This is a genomic window from Bacillus cereus group sp. N8 (genome assembly GCF_016483685.1).
Taxonomy (GTDB): Bacteria; Bacillota; Bacilli; order Bacillales; family Bacillaceae_G; genus Bacillus_A; species Bacillus_A proteolyticus.
In genome coordinates, this window is record NZ_JAEHBK010000003.1 from 264,607 (window position 1) to 284,063 (window position 19,457).

The window sequence follows — 19,457 nt, forward strand, 5'->3', positions numbered from 1 at the left end:
TTTAATAATCATCTCCATTATTTTAACTTGTATGTTCCTAGTATGTCTACGTCATAATTTTCACGAAATCTTCAATAAACTTTTTATAATGTAATGACCAACCAATTCTCACCCAATTTTTCAATGCTTTCGCATCAGGTTGCGGGCGAAAATCAGCGATACTTTCTCCTTTTGCAACTCCAACCGTATCGACATCAACACGGCGATACACGTAATCTAAAAGAGATGGATTTGCCGCTACCATCATTGTAACAACGTCATGTACTGGGCTACCTGTTATTTTGGGATTTAGCTTTTTATAAGCTTTATAATAATACGTAAATATCGGTTCGATTAACTTATTAAAACTTGTTTTAGAGTGTTTCGTAATATACTTTACCATCTCCGGCGTAATAATAGCTTCAGATGTAACGTTAAGTGGCACTAATGTCACATTCTTGGCATTTTGCATAACTAATTGTGATGCAATGGGATCACCATGAAAATTCGCCTCCGCGACTGGTGTAACATTACCAGGCATTAAGAAAGCACCGCCCATTATATAATATTCTTTCACATATTTCATCATCGGTTTTTCTAAAATAAATGCTGTCGCTAGTGTCGTTGACCTGCCAGCATCAACAATGATTAATTCACCTTTATACTTTTCAAGAATATCAAAAAATGCACAAAAAGGTTTTATATTAGGTGAAAATGCTTTTGGCGGTTTAATAGGACCTAAGCCATCTGCCCCATGAATCTCCGGATAATACGTCACAAAATCCCCAGATAAAGGGATTTTCGCACCATTAATAACAGGTATATCTTCCCTTCCTGCCATTTGCAATAAATATGCCGCATTACTCGTTGCTTTTTCTTGCGTTACATTCCCGTATCCTGTTACAACACCAACAATATCAACATCAGGATGCATAATTCCATACATGATGGCTAAAGAGTCATCAATTCCCGGGTCTCCCAAAAACAAAACTTTTTTCATCGACCTCAACTCCATCCCCTCAGTTGTTATTAATTTATGAATAGTCATGGATATACAGAATAAAAAAGAATAAATTCATACGAAAAAACGCAGCCCTATACGGACTGCGTTCTCCATCTTATCTAGACGTTTTTCTTCATAGTAACCATACTGCCAATGATGTAAGCAATAAATGCAAAGCAGATTGGGAAGACAACTGTATGTATACCGAACGGGTTTGGATAGAAAAGATGAATACACATATATGAGCCTACCCCAACTAAAATGGAAGCGAGTGCTCCAGTTGCATTTCCCTTTCTCCAATATAAACCTAGTACAATCGGCCAAATGAACGCCGCTTCTAAACCACCGAAGGAAAATAAATTTAACCATATTAAAAAATCTGGCGGCTTAATTGCTGCAGCATATACGAGTAATCCTACGATACCAGTAATCCATAGACTACCTTTCTTTATCGTACTATCTGCTGCATCTTTATTTATGTAATTCACATATATGTCCTTAATAATTGACGAACTTACAAGTAAAAGTAATGAGTTTACTGTAGACATTATCGCTGCCATTGGTGCAGCTAAGAAAACTCCAGCTAGCCAAGGTGGTAACACTTCCATCGCGAGTAGTGGCATCACTTTATCTGGTACCGTTATACCAGGAAGTACTACTCGGGCAAATACACCAGTTAAATGCATACCAATCATAATTGTACCAACGACAATCGTCCCAATGATAAGCGCTTGATGCATAGCTTTTGAATTTTTATAAGACATAGCACGCACACTAATTTGTGGTAATCCAACGACTCCAATTCCAATTAAAATCCAAAACGATGTCACATATGATTTCGTTAAACTGCCATCTGCTCCGAATGGTGTAATTAAATTCGGATTAATTTGAATGAGTTCCTGCATAATCTTTTCAACTCCACCACCAGCAATGACAGTAGCAATTAAAATGATTGTTGTTCCGACTAACATAATGATTCCTAATAACGTATCTGATAAAGCAACTGCACGAAATCCACCAATTAGCACGTACACAAGTACAGAAAATGTAAATAAAAATAGTGCCGTTGTATAAGAAAGTCCTGTTAGTGACTCAATTAATCGTCCGCCGCCAACCCACTGGGCTACTGTTGCTGAGAACAAAAAGATTATAATACATAGCGCAGAAAGAACAACCACCGCTTTATTATTGTATCTGCCCTTCAAATAATCAATAAGAGTAATTGCTTCCATCTTCCTAGCGATAATAGCAAACTTTTTACCAATAACCGTTAAAACGATATATCCTGTTACAACTTGAATCGCTGATAACAACACCCATCCAAGACCCATATTGTAAGCAATACCAGGCCCGCCGATAAAGCTACTTGCACTACCGTACGTAGCAATCATTGTCATAGCTAATAATAAGCCGCCGAGCTCACGTCCACCAAGAAAATATTCTTGTAAAAATTTATTATTAGCGGTTGCTTGTACACGTCTTGATGCATATACACCAATTAAAAACACAACGATAAAAGAAATTATCATTGGGATTATTACATACCAATTCATCTATCATTCCTCACTTTTTTCTTCCTCATCGAGTGAAATATCTTGAAATAAAAAACGAACAACTAAAATAAGCAAAATAACCATTACGATAAATCCAACGATACAGCTATAAAAAAACCATGCTGGAAAACCTAATACATATGTATATTCACTCGGATCCTTACTTCCAAGCCCATAAGCAAATCCATACCATATTATAAAATTAATAATAGCTAATCCAAGACCGATTAACGCTTCTCTATGGGCAACTCGAAAGCGCGGATCATCATGATAATTCTTCATTTTCCCCCTCCTCTCACGATGTATTATTGTACCATTGTTCTTCTAGTTTTTCCTACTAGAAAGCAAAAACAAGCAGGATTTTTTATAATCATATAGAAGATTCTCTTACATTACATATTTTTTACAATTGTAACACAAATGAAATTTGAATTTTCAGTATTTATTAATTATGATTTTAATTAGAGGCTTTCCATCTAGTTCCCACATCCTTGATTTCGGAATAAACGCCGTCTCGTACTGCGTTTACATTATATTTTCAAGGGGGTTATACAATGAGTCAACTAGCTGTAAATCTTCATGAAAAGGTAGAAAAGTTTCTTCAAGGTACAAAAAAGTTATATGTGAATGGATCTTTCATTGAAAGCGCTTCCGGTAAAACATTTAAGACACCTAACCCAGCAACTGGCGAAACACTTGCCATCGTTTCTGAAGCTGGTCGCGAAGATATTCATAAAGCTGTCGTTGCAGCTCGCATGGCTTTTGACGAAGGTCCTTGGTCTCGCATGAGCACTGCTGAGCGAAGCCGCCTTATGTACAAGTTAGCTGATTTAATGGAAGAACATAAAGAAGAGCTTGCACAACTCGAAACGCTAGATAACGGAAAGCCAATCCGTGAAACAATGGCAGCAGACATACCACTCGCAATTGAACATATGCGCTATTATGCTGGCTGGGCGACGAAAATCGTTGGTCAAACAATCCCTGTTTCCGGTGATTACTTTAACTATACACGCCATGAAGCTGTTGGTGTCGTTGGTCAAATTATCCCTTGGAACTTCCCGCTTCTTATGGCAATGTGGAAAATGGGAGCAGCGCTTGCTACAGGATGTACAATCGTTTTAAAACCTGCAGAACAAACTCCACTATCTGCTCTATACTTAGCTGAATTAATTGAAGAAGCTGGATTCCCGAAAGGTGTTATTAATATCGTACCTGGATTCGGTGAATCAGCTGGACAAGCTCTCGTTAATCATCCACTCGTTGATAAAATTGCATTTACCGGTTCTACTCCAGTCGGTAAACAAATTATGCGACAAGCATCCGAATCATTAAAACGCGTTACACTTGAGTTAGGCGGTAAATCACCAAATATCATCTTGCCAGATGCTGATTTATCTCGCGCGATTCCTGGTGCACTTTCTGGTGTTATGTTTAACCAAGGACAAGTATGCTCTGCTGGATCACGCTTATTTGTTCCGAAGAAAATGTACGATAATGTCATGGCTGATCTCGTCCTCTATTCTAAAAAACTAAATCAAGGTGTCGGTCTTAACCCTGAAACAACAATCGGTCCTCTCGTTTCCGAAGAACAACAAAAACGTGTAATGGGCTACATTGAAAAAGGGATTGAAGAAGGCGCTGAAGTACTTTGCGGAGGAAGTAATCCATTCGATCAAGGCTACTTCGTTTCTCCTACCGTATTCGCTGACGTAAATGATGAAATGACGATCGCAAAAGAAGAAATTTTCGGTCCAGTTATTTCTGCAATACCGTTTAACGATATTGATGAAGTAATTGAACGTGCAAATAAATCACAATTCGGCTTAGCTGCTGGTGTCTGGACAGAAAATGTTAAAACAGCACATTATGTTGCGAGTAAAGTACGAGCTGGTACAGTATGGATAAACTGTTATAACGTCTTTGATGCAGCATCTCCATTTGGAGGATTTAAACAATCCGGCCTTGGCCGTGAAATGGGATCTTACGCATTAAATAACTATACAGAAGTGAAGAGTGTTTGGCTCAACTTAAACTAATGAGAAAGAACCTGATCTATCCGATCAGGTTCTTTCTCATTATGTATTCCTTTAAACCTGCAGTCCCCCGCTCACGTTTAATACTTCTCCCGTAATATAAGATGCATATTCTGATCCTAAAAAAGCCGCTGCATTTGCAATGTCTTCCGGTGTTCCAATTCTTCCAACTGGAATCGCTCCAACCATTTTCTCTTTTACTTTATCTGGTATTGTTTTTGTCATATCAGTATCCATAAATCCTGGACAAATCGCATTACACGTAATACCAAAACTCCCAACCTCTTTCGCTGCTGTTTTTGTTAAACCTACAACCCCTGCTTTTGTAGCTGCATAATTTGCCTGCCCTATGTTTCCTTCTCTACTAATTGAAGATATATTAATAACACGCCCATATCCTTGTTGTCTCATATAAAGAAGTGCTGGCTGCATACAATAAAAAACGCCAGTTAAATTCACTTGTAATACTTGCTCCCAAGCAGACTTCTCCATCTTATGTAACATTGCATCTCTTGTAACCCCAGCGTTATTCACTAAAATATGTAGTGTACCAAATTTTTGAACCGCATATTCAATTAACGACTTCGCTTCATTTTGATTGCTCACATCACATCGATATAAGCTCACTTCATATCCTTCATCCGATAACTCACGTGTCGTTTTTTGTAGCTTCTCTTCATTTACATCACTAATTAATACTTTAGCTCCTAATTTTGCAAAAACCCGTGCGATTTCTTTTCCAATCCCCTGCGCAGCACCTGTTACAACTGCTGTTTTTCCATTTAACAAGTCCATCCCTATCCCCCATTTCTATTAGCTATACTGTATATTTCGGCTCTATGCTTTCCAAATCCTCTTTGTATAAAAAAGTCTATTTGTGTCAAACTAACTTTGCAACGTCGCATAAAGTGAAACTTTAATCAGTGGGGAGTTTGTTCATCCCCCACTGATTATTGGCCTTCACCAATCGGGCATTTACGGGCAGTTAATCTCCCACCTATCTTCTTTGTTCCATCTGAATTTTGAGGTGGGAGTTTTACTACCCGTTATGCGGGATAAAACACAAAGAGATTGTGTCGAATGAAAAATAAAAATGCAAACCGAAACAAAGCTGCTGATGGCATTGATGTTGAGTTCTCTCGCGAACTCGCTGACCACAATGACTTAGAAGCAAACGCACGTGCAAATGCCGCTGATGCACGTCAAAAACGCCAGTCATCAGAAAAATAAGGCACTACAACGTTCCTTATTCTTTTCAACAGGGACCTACTACCCGAAAAATAAACCGAGAGCTACTCTCGGTTTATTTATTATATTTTTTTATATAATGTGCCAAAGCGAGCAATGGGTATATATGTCCGTAACTATGATACCGAATATAAAAGCCACCCGGTAACCCTGTACCAGTAGGATATTTTTCATTCATAGTAGGCTGCGCGAGCAAATATGAAATCCCTTTTCGAATAATTGGTGTTTCTTGATCATAGTAAGAAATGAGTGCATCAAGCGCCCACGCTGTTTGTGACGGCGTGCTAAAAGGTAAAGAAATAAATTTTTTCTCTACACTACTTTGACAGGATTCTCCCCACCCTCCGTCTTCATGCTGCAAATGCTCGAGCCATGAAGCTGCTTTTTTCAACGATGGATGAGTAGAAGGCACTCCTAATGCACGTAAGCCTGTCATTGCTGCCCATGTACCGTATATATAGCATATCCCCCATTTCCCATACCATGACCCATTCGACTCTTGTACATTCATTAACCATTTGACTGCTTTCTTTTTTTTCTCTTCAGACAATTCATTCGGCGCATACGTTCCGAAAAACTCTAACACCCTACCTGTAATATCTGGTGTAGACGGATCAGTTAGCATATCACTTGCATTTTCAATCGGTAAATTCGCTAGTAACTGGCTCGTTACACCTCTTTCAAAAGCTCCCCAGCCTCCATCATTGTTTTGCAATCCTTTTATCCATCCGACGCCTCTATCCCATGCACCATCTACTTTACTATTCCCTCTACTTCGCGCTAACGCTCTAAGAGCAGCCGTTGTATCGTCTATATCAGGAATCGTTGTATTCACATCTGAAAATCCCCAGCCGCCAGCTATAATGGACGGTGCGTGGACACTCCAATCCATTTTCTTAGTTTGTTGTCTTTGTAGTAAATATTCCGTCGCCTTTTGAATCATCTTATTTTCTTTTATTACATTAGCTTCTTGCAATGAATAGCTAAGTAAAGCGGTATCCCATACGGTAGAAGGAGAATTTTGCAAATGACTTCCTCTGTCCATCTTCCATATATAAGATTTTAATCCCGCCACAGCTTTCTCAATAATGGGAGACTGAATAGAGTGCCCTAATGCAAGCAAAGCATAAATCATATAAAACGTAGCACTCGCGTAACTATATAATGTTCCATTTTCATCTATACGCTCCTTCATAAAGCGCTCTACTTCTTCGTATCCTTTATGATGTAAAGAAAGCGGATAAGATATTACCTTTTTCACATCACCTAAAAACGATTGAAACAACGGAGATCGCTCCTCTCGAAACCATTGTCCACCTTCGCCTGCAATATGATTTAAATTTAGCAATAACTTTTTTTCTACACGGAATCTCTTATTCATACAAATCATCATCGGAATTAAATGTATACGCGCTGAGCTGCTGAGCCCAAATATACTGAGAGGGGAGTCATCTTGTAAAAATAAGATTGGCGTTGGAAAGTGAAAAAGCGTAGGAAATTCATATTCTCCATGAATCGCTAATAAAAACTTCGTCATAAAATGTGCACGAGAAACTCCCCCGTGTTCCTTAATAAACATTTCAGCTCGCCTCATATTCATATCTTCTTTCGAATATTTTTTCGAAGCAAGTAAAGCAGCATACGCTTGAATCGTCGCGGATAAATTCCCTCCATTTTCATCTTCGTATAATTTCCAAGTCCCTTCATTTGTTTGAAGAGATGCTAACCTTTTCACGAACGGTTCTATTTCTTCATTTCGCCCTAATAATTTGAGTAAAAAAATCATGTGACAATCCGTTAGCAAAGCTCCTTCAAAACAAAATTCCCACGTTCCGTCTTGTCTTTGCATCGTTTGAAGTGCAGTCGTTCTCCGCTCTATCTCCTCACGCACTTTGTCATATAGTAGCACACCGCTCACCCACCCTTTCTAAGTCCGTATACGATATTCGAAAAACTAGCTAAATATGTATGAAAATAAAGAAAAGCAGAACGTGTATTACACATTCTGCTTACAAACAATACCCAACCCCGACAACAATTCCTAATAGTGCACCAACAACAACTTGATACGGTGTATGTCCAACGAGCTCATTTAACTTTTTATATTCTGTTTGTCTACCATGAAAAAAATCATTCAATATTTTCGCTTGCTTACTTACCGCAAGCCTTACTCCTGAAGCATCATACATAACAATAATGGCAAAAATAGCGGTAACCGCAAATATTGGACTCTCCACTCCTTCCACCACTCCGACACCTGTAGCAAGTGCAGTAACAGTCGAAGCATGCGAACTTGGCATTCCACCTGAAGCGAAAAACTTAGCAAAATCAAACTCGCCTGTTTTTATTAATTTAAAAACGACTTTCGTTAACTGTGCTAAAAACCAAGAAATTATAGCTGCTATAAGTGGATCATTATGTAAAATTGTTTCCATGTTTTTCAGCTCCTCACTGACTATAATGGAATTTCTATATAATATAAGTATAAAGAAAAATGCGTAGAAAATACTACGCATTATGATACTTTTGCTGATTTATTTTTAATAAATTTTGGTTGTTTCTGTAGTAGAAACTTTGTTTTTGCCATTGAAAAGACCAATAAAGCAATCCATATACAGAAAAACGCAATCATATGAGTAGATGTGAAATGTTCACCAAAAACGAACACACCTAAAATTAAACTAATAGTCGGTGCGATGTATTGTAAAAATCCTATCATATAGAGCGGAATAAGTTGTGCCCCTTTAGCAAAATAAAAGAGTGGTAATGCTGTAACAATACCCGCACCTATTAAAAGAACCGTTGATATTGCCGAAATAGAACCGAACGAACCGAAACCATGCACTCCTGTCATAAACAAATATATAAGTGCAAATGGCGTCACTAACATCGTTTCCATCGTAAGCCCGATTGTTGCGTCGTAATTCAATAATTTTTTCGTTAATCCATATAATCCAAATGAAAAAGCAAGTGAAAGAGAAACCCATGGAATTGATCCGAAACGTACCGTTAAAATAACAACACCTAATCCAGCTAAACCAACCGCAACATATTGCCAAAAATTAAGCTTCTCTTTTAAAACAACTGTACCAAGTAAAATACTTATAAGTGGATTAATATAATACCCAAGACTCGCTTCGATTACATGGTTATGATTTACTGCCCATATGTATACAAACCAGTTTCCACTAATAAGTACCGAAGCAATTGTTAATGACATTAATAATTTAGGTCGTTTAAAAAGGGCCACTAACTCCCCACCAAACTGACGAAACCTCTTCGTTACTCCTAAAACTAACAACATAAAAACAAATGCCCAAACGATGCGATGCGCTAATATTTCATCTGCCGGTACTTCCTCCACCCATTTCCAATAAATCGGAAGGACTCCCCACATCGTATACGCACCCGCCGCATATATAATCCCCTGCTTTTGCTCTGCTGTTTGACTCCCCATCTTCCCTGTTCTCCTCTTCTCTTTTTTTCTTCATTATAAGGTCTCACATACTTACTTTACCAATATTCAATCTGCATTTCTTTCGACATTCCTCTTACAAATCCCTTATATGTATAAAAACACTCCTACTGTTATAATAACGAGCACTGGAATACCGAAGACAAATTTACTTTTATGTGTCTTATGATGAAACATATACATACCAATCCAAGCTCCAACCGCCCCTCCAGCTGCAGCTGATAAAAATAACGTACTTTCTGGCGTTCTCCACTGCCTTTTCTTTGCTTTTCGCTTATCAAGCCCCATCATACTAAATGCTATAACGTTGATAATAATAAAATAAATCCATTTCATCTCTTTCTCTCCCTTAAAAAATTCGCTTTATTGTAACACGAAAAAACCACGCAGGCGAGTAGCCTGCATGGTTTTATACTTCAGTCTCATGATTTTCTTGTTCTTTTTGTTCTTCCATTTGTTGCTCTGCAATCTCTGCTGAAATCATTCCATAATAAATTTCTGGATATAATCCAAATATTTGATATACACTCCCTAAAAACGGCATCGGAATCCCTCTTTTCTAAAGTTGTATTGCCATTCTTAAGGATTCCCTTTTCGCTCATTATACATTCGTTTTTGGTGCTTCTTCTTCATCTTGGACATGTAATAAGTTTTGCCATTTTTTATAAGGTACACTATTTGGATCTACATACCCTTTCGCATACGAACGATCCCACAATTGCTTAATAAACATCTCTTTTTCTTTCTTCGCAACCATATCCGCGCCTGTTCCGTAGTAATTTTGGAAATACAGCTCAATTTCATCAAGGAATAGCCTTAACAAATCGTCAGATGTTTCTTCTAACGTCGGGTCATATTTCGCCTCACGGTCATACATTAAAATCATATCTAAAATATTATGGACATGCTCTTTACGAAGCCATCTAATATCTTGAGCACCTAATACAAATGGATGTGTATATAAATGCCCACCTTGTATCATTGCCTTTTCTTGTTCTTCTTCAAACCGGGACAAGATGTTTTCATAAATAAACGGATTATGAAGCAATGCTCTGTGCAACTTATAACTTTCGTTTGAAATATTTTTCCCCATCGACTGGATTAAAAAGCTACGGCCGACACCATTATATTGATACACGAATTGTCCATCAACAGCAACTAAACTAATCCAGCGATACATATACGCGTATAGAAGAGCACGATTACATTTATCGTAATCTAACTTCGTTTGCGTTGCATTCAAGTCTGGCATAAAGGCTGGCAAGTGCCAATATTTATCTAAATGCGGCGTCAAACTAGATTTTTTACTATTTAATTTGTTCACGCGGCGATAATACGATTGGAAGTAATCACCTTTATCATTCATAAAGCCATTTGCAATATGCCCAGATGAAAGCTTAGGAAAATCTTGTAGCGATAATCCGTAATGAGCACGATAACAAATCACTTCAAATGGTGAAAACGCCTCGTTTACCGTATCTTTTTCTTTAAACATTTCTTGCAATAACTCTTCTTGCAATTCTTGTTTCAAAGAAGGGTGTACGCCCCAATATTGTAATTCTCTATGATGAGAAACTTTCGGAACGAACGGACTTGCTAAATGGAAGAGATCTTCAATTTTTTCACGAACGTATTCATCACGATCACGCTTCTTGAAATCTGCTTCCTTTCGCAGTGCTTCAACGATATTAAGCTCTAATTTGTCACGATAGCGCACTTGAAGTTCGTCATAACAATAACTCAATATATGTTCACGATAGAAGTCTTCAACCTTTTTCGACTGAATTTCTTCGGCTTTCGCATCACGACAATATTCCCCGTACAAGCTCATATAAATTTCTGCTGATATATCTTTCGGTAATACACCTAAATTTAAATGTTGCTGCATATCTTGCCAAATCTTTTCTTGCAATTTCTCTTCAGCTAATACGTATACATTCGTCGGGTTCGTTTTCCCCTCAAATTCTTTGCTTCGCTTTTGAATTTCAAACAATAAATTTTCACGTGTTTCGTGTAAGTTATCAAAAAATCTTTCCCAATATTGAATCATTTTATCAACTGCTTGGTATAGCGATTGATACACGAGTTCTAACAACATTTCTTTACGATACTCACTTAATTTGTGCACATATTGCGTTACGATATCTTCAAATTCTTTTTTGAACAAACGTTGCTGATTATAAAACATTTTCCCGACCCAGCCTTGTTGCTGAGCAATTTCAACGCGGCGAACAGCCGTTACCGTTCCATCAATATTACTCACATTAAATTTCTTATCGTAGTTTTGAATTAAATTACGCTTTTGTTCATTATTTTCATGTAGTCGATTCATCTTCTCTACTAACTGCTTTCGAATTTCATACAGCATAAAACGTGATGCGACTGGATGGACAGGATCCGTTTTCTTTAAAAACCATGTATTTAATTGATACGACTGTCCTTCTGAGCCACTCGGTGTAAAGCGATCTGATTCGATCATATCATATAAAAGGGTAGTTACATGTTCATGTACACGGCTTGGAATCGCATACGCATATAAACGAACTGCATGATCAACTCTCGCTACTTCACCTTTCATTTGTTCCATTATTTTAAGTTTCGCAGCTGATATTTTGCACTCATGCTGCAGGCGGTTTAATTCCTCATCTTTTTGCACTGTACGGTGTACATAGCTTTCAACAGCCTCTAAAAACAACTTAGACTTTGCGACACCGACCTTACCGCCCTCTGCTCCTTCACGCGTTTCATTGAACATTTGTCTATAAAAAATATGGGCCTGCTCTGGACGAGTAGCAAGATGCTCTAAATCTTCTAAATAACTTTTCCCGCGCTCTGGCTTTTCACGCTGCATACCACGTTTGACATCTTGGTCGTATCTTTGCTTCTTTTCTTGAAACAGTTGATCTAAATGAAGCCAAGATTCATCTAAACCTTGAACCGCCCATTTTAAAGCACAATATTTCAAAACGTGCTCATACGGATAAATAAGTTTTGCCGTTCCTGCTCCGCAATATCTACCTTTCCCGCTCGATTCTGCCAATTGCTGAATTTGATTATCTTCTTGTGCAAAATGATTTGCAGACATTGGACTAAATAACTGTAAATGAATTGTATTTGCCATTTGCTCCATATAATCTGATAAATTGTGCAAATGGTGCCCATGTAAATTTTCATAATCATATAAGAAGCAATAATTGTACGGTAAATGATGCTGCTTTATCGTATGATTCGTTCTTCCATCTTCATCCACTTGATCAGGACGATATTCTAATTCAATCGTGACGCCGCCTCGTTTTGATAATTCACCGGTAGAGCCGAGTGTAATAGCATGTAATTCTTTTAACGAGGCATAGCCGTTTGCTTGCACCGTTTCAAACTCTTTCGCACTAACCGTTCTCGTCTTCACTAAAACGTCTGGCATTAAAAACGCACCGCGAATTAAAATGTTGTGATGCTGCAATTTTTTCCGAAGCATTTCACGCAAATATAATGCGATTTGTAAAAACATCCCTGAACCTGTTCCGCCAGCTAGTGACGTTACAATAATGACACGTACACCATATTCTGTCTGATCACTTGTAACCGGAAAAATCTTCTCGATTTCTTGCCAAAACGATGTCAGCTTATCTTCTTTCATCGCTGCACGTAATGCTAAACGTGAAATGACGCGCAACTGTCCGGCCCCTTCTGTTAATGGTTTATCAAGTATAGTCGGGTCCATCGGAAACCACTCCGGAATCGTTGGATCTCCTGCAATATACTCCCTCGGTGTTTTACTCGAGCTCGTTTGCGTCTTAAACTTTCGAATATGATCAAATTTACTCAATGTATTCACATCTGTATCAAATACGTGCATTGCTACCTTTTTTCGGCGCTCCTCAGGCAGTTTTTCATATATTTGATGTGTCACAGTACTACCGATTCCACCTAAACCAATTAATATCGTTGGAACTTGTAATGTCATGTGAACCACCTTCCTATTCTTGCTTGTTTAAAATAAAGGGGAAAGAGCGCAAAGAACCCACCAGCTCTTATCCCTATCCACTATTCACATTCGTACCTGTAAATTTCCTTACCATACCCTCTATCAATTACTAAAAGTTCATTTGGATACAGCGTCTTATGTTCCATCCCTACCTCATCCTCTGTTATAAACATTCCATCAATAATCATCCCAACTACTTGTGACTCTTTCGCTACAAATATAGATTTCGATCCTTTTTTCGCTATTAATGTTACAGATTGCACCGTCTTTCTTTCTGCTCGGAATGGAATACCAAAATAGTGCTTCCACCATTTATTTTTAAGTAACTCTGGTTCGGATTGATAAAGCCAATCTTTCGCTACTTCTTGATCCCATTCATAATATAATAATGCTTTTCGGTGAAATCTCGGACGAACAATCCATCCTAAAATAATAATTCCTACTACTAAAAGTAATAAAGTGATAGGAATTACAAATTTAAAAATGAGCGCATATTTCTCAAAAAATGGCGCATTTTCTATATGAAGTACAATCTTTTCCTTTACTTCTTGTAATTTTGAATCATTAATCGTGATGGTAGCTTCTACGGTGCCTGTATCTGTAAAATTGAATGTGTCGGAGTAATAAGGTCGAGGATAAACGTAAATTTGATTATCATGTTGTTTTACTTCATAGTTGATTGATTGATTGGATGTGACACCAGTAGATTTTAATAGTTTCTTTACAGCCTCTTCTGTCATCGGTTTACCATCTAACTGCGGCTGTAAAATAAATGGTTTACTATTTTCCAAATTCGTTACCTTTTCTTCGTAACCTTTTGTAACAGTTTGAAGTGTTAATTTTGGTTTTTCAGTTGATTCAATCTTGAATTCTTTCGTCTGCCTATAAAATCCCTTTATGTTCATATGAACTTTTCCGCGTACTAACTCTTTGCCAACTTTTGTCTCATAATAAAATAAATGTCTTTTATCATCCCACTTCATCGGATACTGCTTTCCGTCTATTTCTACTTCTGCTTCAAAATAAGAAATTTGAATTGGTAGCTCCGTAGGTTTTGCTTCAATAACAGCCGTTACTCCTTCGTACATTTTCTCAACATTTTTTCTATCTTTATCATCTTTGTCATACGTAGAAAGAGTATAATTAAGCGCTGGTTCAACAAGTACTTGTAACCCTTCTTTCTCAATATCTTGATCCACTTCTATCGTATATGTCCCTGGTTTAATCACTTCCTGATTCGCTGTACTTACATGCACAATATTTCCGAATAATTTAGCTTCTCCTGGTGCATGTATGGAAAAAGAAGACTGCACTTGTAACGGTTTAGAAATTTGCATAACTTTATAATTAGACAAAGACGATGATTGTCGTACAAGCGTCATACGCTTTAATGGGAACGGCGTTGTAATTTCTATTTTTTGCCCTACTATTTTCGTTTTGACAATTGTTTCAACCGAGGAGAAAGGGTCACGATTGGCAACCAATGCTGCCACTTGATTTACACTTTTTACAATGCCATCCTCACCACTAGATGGCATCGTAACACCATTTATCTCTTTCTTCCATATTTCTTTAAACATATTTAGCTGTTCTTTTTCTTGCTGCCCTAAATCCTCTTCCATCGTGATTAAGACTGGATGTAAAGAGATCTTTTTCGAATCCATTTCTTTCTTAAACTGTGCTAACTTCTGTGTAATTTGTTCTTTTCCGCCAACCTTATCTTTCTCCAAATCATTAAATGCCCCGTCAGTTAATACAATAAGCCAAAATTCACGTTTTCCATCTATATCTGCTTCCTTTTTTATAGATTGCATCGCCGTTTCTACTGCGCTAAATGGAGTATTTAAATATGTTTTCCACGCGCCGATCCCATCAATTTCTGTTTGCCTTCGATCCTTTGTTAACGAAATGTTTAACGGATCATTTGGCTTACTCATTGGAACGTAAGAAAATTTATCTTTCTCATCTAATAGCGCAACTAAACTTTGCAAGGCGTAATTGGCATACTTCCAGCGATCGTTATTTCTCATGCTGCCCGAATCATCATATACAAGTGAAACGACCCTTTCTTTTGCCTCCTCTCCTTTTGCAAAAACTGAAAAAGGTAAACATATAAATAGAAACAGCATGAACGTGGCACAAATTCGAATTTTCATGATGAGGCTTCGCCACCTTTGTAGACAAATTCCTATGTTTAAATTTATGAGAGGAAACAAGATATATGACTTGTATTTTAGGACAACAGTTCACAACAAGTACATTATGTAAACAAAAATGAACTACTCCCATATTATATTTTGAGTTTTTTCCTTATTATATATATATCTAAAATAACACATAGCTTTCATACTTTTCCCACTATAAATTCCACCACTAAAGTTTGATTTTCTTTTCAATACAAGAAATAAAAAAGCACGCTATAATTAGCGCACTCTTCATTTTTTCACGTATACTTCAACAATCGGATTTTCCTTTTGATCTGCATGTAAACGTATATTCTCTTCACTTGTATTGTAAATACTAGCTAACAGCATAACAGTTAGTAAGTTAGGTATCTTCGCATCGCTTCCGTATTTTCTTTCAAGCGCCTCCTTATATTCAAAATCTAAATCTCCTTGCACATATGTATACACTTCAAAACCATCCTTCAAATTACATATGACCGTATCAATAATATCCGCCCCCACTTGTTTCTTTATTTCCCCCCGCAATGCTTCAATAAATTCTTCCCAAGGAACTTCGTACGTCTGAAATTGGTCTGTAGATTTCATTTCTCTTCCTCCTCGTTATGTATCCTGTATCCTGTTCGTATATTTCCCCTTTCGTATAACAATTATGATAGATAGGTCATTCGTACAAGCCGCACTTGTCCTGCTTACATATCGTATTACGGTAATACGGAAGGAGGAAAGAACATGCATAGAAAAAGATGTTATGATACATGCCAACGTTATTTCGGTAAAGTTGTTCGAATTGAAGATCGTGATGGTCGCATTCACTTAGGCAAAATAATCGATGTAACAAACGATTCTGTTTGGATTGAACCAATGCAACAGCGCTCAGCTTTTGATACAGGATTCGGATACTATAACGCATATTCAAACGGTGGATGTGATATTTGCGGTGGTATTAGCAGATGTGATAACTGTGGATTTGGATGCGGTGGTGGATTCAGTAGTGGATTTAGTGACTGTGGATGCGGTGGTCGTGGTTGCAATAGTTGTGGCTGGGGTGGCGGCGGTTGTGGCTGGGGCGTTGAACTCGGATTTGGTTTTATTTTTGGAATTACTTTGGCTGCATTATTTTTCATCTAACAATAGTAAAGAGTTGACTATTTTTAGCCAACTCTTTTTCTCTATTTTTCACATATAAAAATGCGATGACCTAAAATATGTTGGTACATAAGCAGTACTTGTTCGTGTTGTACCCACGCCTCATACAATTCTTCTGGAATAAACGGTGATACATTCCACTCCAGCTCTTCCCTATGTCCTGCAACTGTTTCTGCAATAGTTCCGCCGCCCGCAATTGTAATTCTTTTAAAATTTGCTGCTTTAAATAAATGAATCCACTCATTTTCAGTTAATAATTCTTTCATACCGTATAACTGTCCAATCTTTTCTTCCTCTTTCTTCTCAATATGCTTTTCGGTAATCATTTCAATGACAACAAGCTTTCCATCCTTCTGTAATACACGATAACATTCCGAAATAACCTTTTCTTTATTTGTAAAAGCGAGTATAGATTCTCCAAGTACAAGCTCAAATGAATCATTTAAACACGGTAATCCTTCTACATCGCCTTGAATCAATTGTATATTTAAACCATTAAACAACCATCTATCTTTCGCTTTTTGAATCATAATTTCATTCTTTTCAACCGCTGTCACTTTATAACCCAATTCTTTTGTCATATACGCCGCTGTTTTCCCCGTGCCGCAACCTATCTCAAGAACATTTGCTCCGTGTCTAAGTGGCAATTGAGATAGCAATTGCTTTGTTAACGTAAAACCACCAGGATGAGCACTCCCTATTCCGTAATAAGCTAGAAAATCGATGTATGTGTTTCGTTTCATGGGATTCTCCCTTTTTTATTTTATATATTCCAGAAAGGGAGAAAAGTGCATAAAAAAAAGGGCGCATCGCGCGCCCTCTCTTTTACTTATCTTCAGAAATATATGCCCATTTGTAGCTGTAATCTCCACCAACTGGATGGTGAATAATACCTTTTACTTTCGCTCTTTGAACAAGAGCATCACCACGTTGATATAACGGTGCAATTGCAGCATCTTCAAGTAGCATTTTCTCAGCTTTCAGTAAGCTATCCCAGCGCTCTTTCGTTTTCGTTAATAACTCGCCTTTTCCTTTTTCTACAATTTCATCATATTTCGGATTTGAATATCCAGTTTGGTTATGAGGTCCATTTGTAACGAACATATCAATGAATGTCATTGGATCTAAGTAGTCAGGTCCCCAACCAGCGTAAGATAAATCATAATCTAGATCTGATTCTAATTTTAATTTTTGTTTAAACGGTTGGTTTTTCAAGTTCACTGTTAAGCCCGGTAAGTTCTTCTCAAGCTCTCCTTTTAAGAACTCACCTACTTTTTTCGCGTTATCGCTATCGTAGTTTAATAGCTCAATCGTTACTTGCTCTTTTCCAAGCTCTTTTTTCGCTTTTTCCCAATGCTCTTTTGCTTTTTTCACATCTGTTTTTAAAATATCTCCATTTTCTTTACGGAAGTCTTTTCCATCTGGACTCTTCGCAAATTCTTTTGGTACTAAGTAATCTGCAGGTGTAGATCCGTCATTTAAAATTACATTCGTTAAGCCTTTTTTATCATATGCCATTGCAATCGCTAAACGTAAATCTTTGCTCTTTAATACTGTATCTTGATTACCACGTTTTTGGTTTAATCGTAAGAAGTACGTTGACGGTGTTTTTTGTGTAAAGAAGTCCGGATTTGATTTATATTTGTCAACCATTTCAGATGTAAGTGCCGCACGATCAATTTGTCCACTTTCATATAAGTTTACACGTGTACCGCTATCTTTTACTACGTTAAAGTTGATTTCATCTAACTTAACTGTTTTATTATCCCAGTATTGTGCATTTTTCTTTAACTTCCAACCTTCTTCATGTTTCCAGTCTGTTAATGTAAATGGTCCGTTGTATAACGTTGTATCTGCTTCTAAACCGTATTTTTCTCCTTTTTCTTTTACGAATTTTTCATTTAACGGATAGAATGTTCCGAATGAAGTTAATTCTACAAAGTAAGGAACTGGATTTTCTAATTCTACCTCTAATGTGTAGTCATCTACAGCTTTTACACCTAACGTATCAAGTGGTGCTTTCCCATCATTAATTGCTTTTGCGTTCTTTAAATCAAACATAATGTATGCATATTCCGCTGCTGTATTTTTATCTACCGCACGTTGCCAAGCATATACGAAATCTTTCGCCGTTACAGGTTCTCCATTTGACCATTTCGCATTTTTATTTAATGTGAATGTATATTTTTTACCATCATCACTCTTTTTATATGATTCAGCAACCCCTGGTGTTGCTTTATTATCTTTATCAAGTCGATATAACCCTTCCATTACGTTGTTTAAAGCAAGAAACGATACTTGGTCTGTCGCTTTTGCTGAATCCATAGATGGAATCTCTTGGCTCTCTGTTAAATTAAGTACTTGTTTTGCAGCTAATTTTCCGCCTTCTTTTTCGCCGCTTTTCGGCGTTGTGCTTGCCTTCTCTTTATCCCCTGATCCAGAGCAAGCTGTTAATGCCATACTCATTACTAGAACTGGTGCTACAACCGCTGTTAATTTTGTCATCTTTTTTCTCTTCATTTTTTTGTACCCTCCCCAATTATATGTACGATATTAACAGTTAGAGATTCTCTATTAACTTTAGTTATCAGAAAATTCTTATTAATTAATATTCTACTGTTTTTTCGAGTTTTGTAAAGTAGTTTTATAAATTTTCTAAATATTTATTTTTTTATGATAGTAACTTGTTATTTTACTATTACTACTATATGAATTATCCCCCATCTACTATATGTAAACATCCCCATCCTTATTCTTCTCTATTTCTAATTTCTATATTTTCCTTATTCATATGAAATCTTTTACTATCATTTATCTTTCCAACCGTTGAATTTCATTCTAATAGC

The 19,457-nt window shown here is 37.2% G+C and carries 17 protein-coding genes; 3 read left to right on the plus strand and 14 right to left on the minus strand.

Annotated elements, in window-relative coordinates; genetic code table 11:
• Window positions 1-46: 46 nt before the first annotated feature.
• From JDS80_RS07725 to JDS80_RS07735, 3 genes are all read right to left on the minus strand, one after another.
• On the minus strand, window positions 47-979 hold the full coding sequence (locus tag JDS80_RS07725) for a nucleoside hydrolase (protein ID WP_199637908.1): 933 nt from the start codon (window positions 977-979) through the stop codon (window positions 47-49).
• A 122-nt stretch (window positions 980-1,101) separates the two neighbouring features.
• Window positions 1,102-2,535, minus strand: a complete 1,434-nt coding sequence (gene panF, locus JDS80_RS07730; RefSeq protein WP_199637911.1) for a sodium/pantothenate symporter — start codon at window positions 2,533-2,535, stop codon at window positions 1,102-1,104.
• Window positions 2,536-2,538: 3 nt separating this feature from the next.
• Window positions 2,539-2,817 (minus strand): YhdT family protein, encoded by a 279-nt coding sequence (locus JDS80_RS07735; RefSeq protein WP_002014357.1) that lies wholly within the window; start codon window positions 2,815-2,817, stop codon window positions 2,539-2,541.
• 272 nt (window positions 2,818-3,089) lie between these two features.
• Here JDS80_RS07735 and dhaS point away from each other — a divergent pair, with 272 nt between their 5' ends.
• A complete protein-coding gene (dhaS, locus tag JDS80_RS07740; RefSeq protein WP_199637914.1) occupies window positions 3,090-4,574 on the plus strand; it encodes an aldehyde dehydrogenase DhaS in 1,485 nt (494 codons plus the stop codon).
• Between the two features lie 51 nt (window positions 4,575-4,625).
• Here dhaS and fabG read toward each other — a convergent pair whose 3' ends face one another.
• Complete coding sequence (fabG, locus tag JDS80_RS07745) at window positions 4,626-5,366, minus strand: 3-oxoacyl-ACP reductase FabG (RefSeq protein WP_199637916.1); 741 nt, start codon at window positions 5,364-5,366, stop codon at window positions 4,626-4,628.
• A 285-nt stretch (window positions 5,367-5,651) separates the two neighbouring features.
• Between fabG and JDS80_RS07750 the strand changes: the two genes are divergently transcribed.
• Window positions 5,652-5,801 carry a YfhD family protein gene (locus JDS80_RS07750; protein WP_199637981.1) on the plus strand — a complete coding sequence of 50 codons (150 nt, stop codon included), beginning with the start codon at window positions 5,652-5,654 and terminating at the stop codon, window positions 5,799-5,801.
• A gap of 73 nt (window positions 5,802-5,874) precedes the next feature.
• Here JDS80_RS07750 and JDS80_RS07755 read toward each other — a convergent pair whose 3' ends face one another.
• The 8 genes from JDS80_RS07755 to JDS80_RS07790 all read right to left on the minus strand — a co-directional run bounded on the left by JDS80_RS07755 (window position 5,875) and on the right by JDS80_RS07790 (window position 16,050).
• Complete coding sequence (locus JDS80_RS07755; protein ID WP_199637918.1) at window positions 5,875-7,728, minus strand: prenyltransferase/squalene oxidase repeat-containing protein; 1,854 nt, start codon at window positions 7,726-7,728, stop codon at window positions 5,875-5,877.
• A gap of 100 nt (window positions 7,729-7,828) precedes the next feature.
• On the minus strand, window positions 7,829-8,254 hold the full coding sequence (locus JDS80_RS07760; protein ID WP_199637920.1) for a divergent PAP2 family protein: 426 nt from the start codon (window positions 8,252-8,254) through the stop codon (window positions 7,829-7,831).
• An 80-nt stretch (window positions 8,255-8,334) separates the two neighbouring features.
• Window positions 8,335-9,276, minus strand: coding sequence for an EamA family transporter RarD (gene rarD, locus JDS80_RS07765; RefSeq protein WP_199637922.1), 942 nt, complete (start codon window positions 9,274-9,276; stop codon window positions 8,335-8,337).
• A 105-nt stretch (window positions 9,277-9,381) separates the two neighbouring features.
• Window positions 9,382-9,630 carry a DUF1294 domain-containing protein gene (locus tag JDS80_RS07770; RefSeq protein ID WP_199637924.1) on the minus strand — a complete coding sequence of 83 codons (249 nt, stop codon included), beginning with the start codon at window positions 9,628-9,630 and terminating at the stop codon, window positions 9,382-9,384.
• Between the two features lie 73 nt (window positions 9,631-9,703).
• Window positions 9,704-9,838 carry a hypothetical protein gene (locus JDS80_RS07775; RefSeq protein WP_001116171.1) on the minus strand — a complete coding sequence of 45 codons (135 nt, stop codon included), beginning with the start codon at window positions 9,836-9,838 and terminating at the stop codon, window positions 9,704-9,706.
• Window positions 9,839-9,895: 57 nt separating this feature from the next.
• Complete coding sequence (locus tag JDS80_RS07780; protein WP_199637926.1) at window positions 9,896-13,258, minus strand: tubulin-like doman-containing protein; 3,363 nt, start codon at window positions 13,256-13,258, stop codon at window positions 9,896-9,898.
• Window positions 13,259-13,338: 80 nt separating this feature from the next.
• Window positions 13,339-15,435: a vWA domain-containing protein gene (locus JDS80_RS07785; protein WP_199637928.1), complete on the minus strand. Its 2,097-nt coding sequence runs from the start codon at window positions 15,433-15,435 to the stop codon at window positions 13,339-13,341.
• A gap of 279 nt (window positions 15,436-15,714) precedes the next feature.
• On the minus strand, window positions 15,715-16,050 hold the full coding sequence (locus JDS80_RS07790) for a hypothetical protein (protein ID WP_071747644.1): 336 nt from the start codon (window positions 16,048-16,050) through the stop codon (window positions 15,715-15,717).
• 144 nt (window positions 16,051-16,194) lie between these two features.
• On the opposite strand from JDS80_RS07790, the gene JDS80_RS07795 reads away from it, so the two are divergent.
• Entirely contained in the window at window positions 16,195-16,593 is a 399-nt protein-coding gene (locus tag JDS80_RS07795; RefSeq protein WP_199637930.1) for a hypothetical protein, read from the plus strand.
• A 41-nt stretch (window positions 16,594-16,634) separates the two neighbouring features.
• Here the strand turns inward: JDS80_RS07795 and JDS80_RS07800 are convergent, their stop codons facing one another.
• Together JDS80_RS07800 and JDS80_RS07805 are read right to left on the minus strand one after the other, a co-directional pair.
• Window positions 16,635-17,354 (minus strand): class I SAM-dependent methyltransferase, encoded by a 720-nt coding sequence (locus JDS80_RS07800; protein WP_199637931.1) that lies wholly within the window; start codon window positions 17,352-17,354, stop codon window positions 16,635-16,637.
• 82 nt (window positions 17,355-17,436) lie between these two features.
• Entirely contained in the window at window positions 17,437-19,131 is a 1,695-nt protein-coding gene (locus JDS80_RS07805; protein WP_199637932.1) for a peptide ABC transporter substrate-binding protein, read from the minus strand.
• Window positions 19,132-19,457 lie beyond the last annotated feature (326 nt).

Excerpts from the sequence above, each read along its gene's own strand:
- JDS80_RS07725 (WP_199637908.1), bottom strand. The coding sequence starts at position 979 with ATGAAAAAAGTTTTGTTTTTGGGAGACCCGGGAATTGATGACTCTTTA.
- panF (WP_199637911.1), bottom strand. The coding sequence starts at position 2,535 with ATGAATTGGTATGTAATAATCCCAATGATAATTTCTTTTATCGTTGTG.
- JDS80_RS07735 (WP_002014357.1), bottom strand. The coding sequence starts at position 2,817 with ATGAAGAATTATCATGATGATCCGCGCTTTCGAGTTGCCCATAGAGAA.
- dhaS (WP_199637914.1), top strand. The coding sequence starts at position 3,090 with ATGAGTCAACTAGCTGTAAATCTTCATGAAAAGGTAGAAAAGTTTCTT.
- fabG (WP_199637916.1), bottom strand. The coding sequence starts at position 5,366 with ATGGACTTGTTAAATGGAAAAACAGCAGTTGTAACAGGTGCTGCGCAG.
- JDS80_RS07750 (WP_199637981.1), top strand. The coding sequence starts at position 5,652 with ATGAAAAATAAAAATGCAAACCGAAACAAAGCTGCTGATGGCATTGAT.
- JDS80_RS07760 (WP_199637920.1), bottom strand. The coding sequence starts at position 8,254 with ATGGAAACAATTTTACATAATGATCCACTTATAGCAGCTATAATTTCT.
- rarD (WP_199637922.1), bottom strand. The coding sequence starts at position 9,276 with ATGGGGAGTCAAACAGCAGAGCAAAAGCAGGGGATTATATATGCGGCG.
- JDS80_RS07770 (WP_199637924.1), bottom strand. The coding sequence starts at position 9,630 with ATGAAATGGATTTATTTTATTATTATCAACGTTATAGCATTTAGTATG.
- JDS80_RS07775 (WP_001116171.1), bottom strand. The coding sequence starts at position 9,838 with ATGCCGTTTTTAGGGAGTGTATATCAAATATTTGGATTATATCCAGAA.
- JDS80_RS07780 (WP_199637926.1), bottom strand. The coding sequence starts at position 13,258 with ATGACATTACAAGTTCCAACGATATTAATTGGTTTAGGTGGAATCGGT.
- JDS80_RS07785 (WP_199637928.1), bottom strand. The coding sequence starts at position 15,435 with ATGAAAATTCGAATTTGTGCCACGTTCATGCTGTTTCTATTTATATGT.
- JDS80_RS07790 (WP_071747644.1), bottom strand. The coding sequence starts at position 16,050 with ATGAAATCTACAGACCAATTTCAGACGTACGAAGTTCCTTGGGAAGAA.
- JDS80_RS07795 (WP_199637930.1), top strand. The coding sequence starts at position 16,195 with ATGCATAGAAAAAGATGTTATGATACATGCCAACGTTATTTCGGTAAA.
- JDS80_RS07800 (WP_199637931.1), bottom strand. The coding sequence starts at position 17,354 with ATGAAACGAAACACATACATCGATTTTCTAGCTTATTACGGAATAGGG.
- JDS80_RS07805 (WP_199637932.1), bottom strand. The coding sequence starts at position 19,131 with ATGAAGAGAAAAAAGATGACAAAATTAACAGCGGTTGTAGCACCAGTT.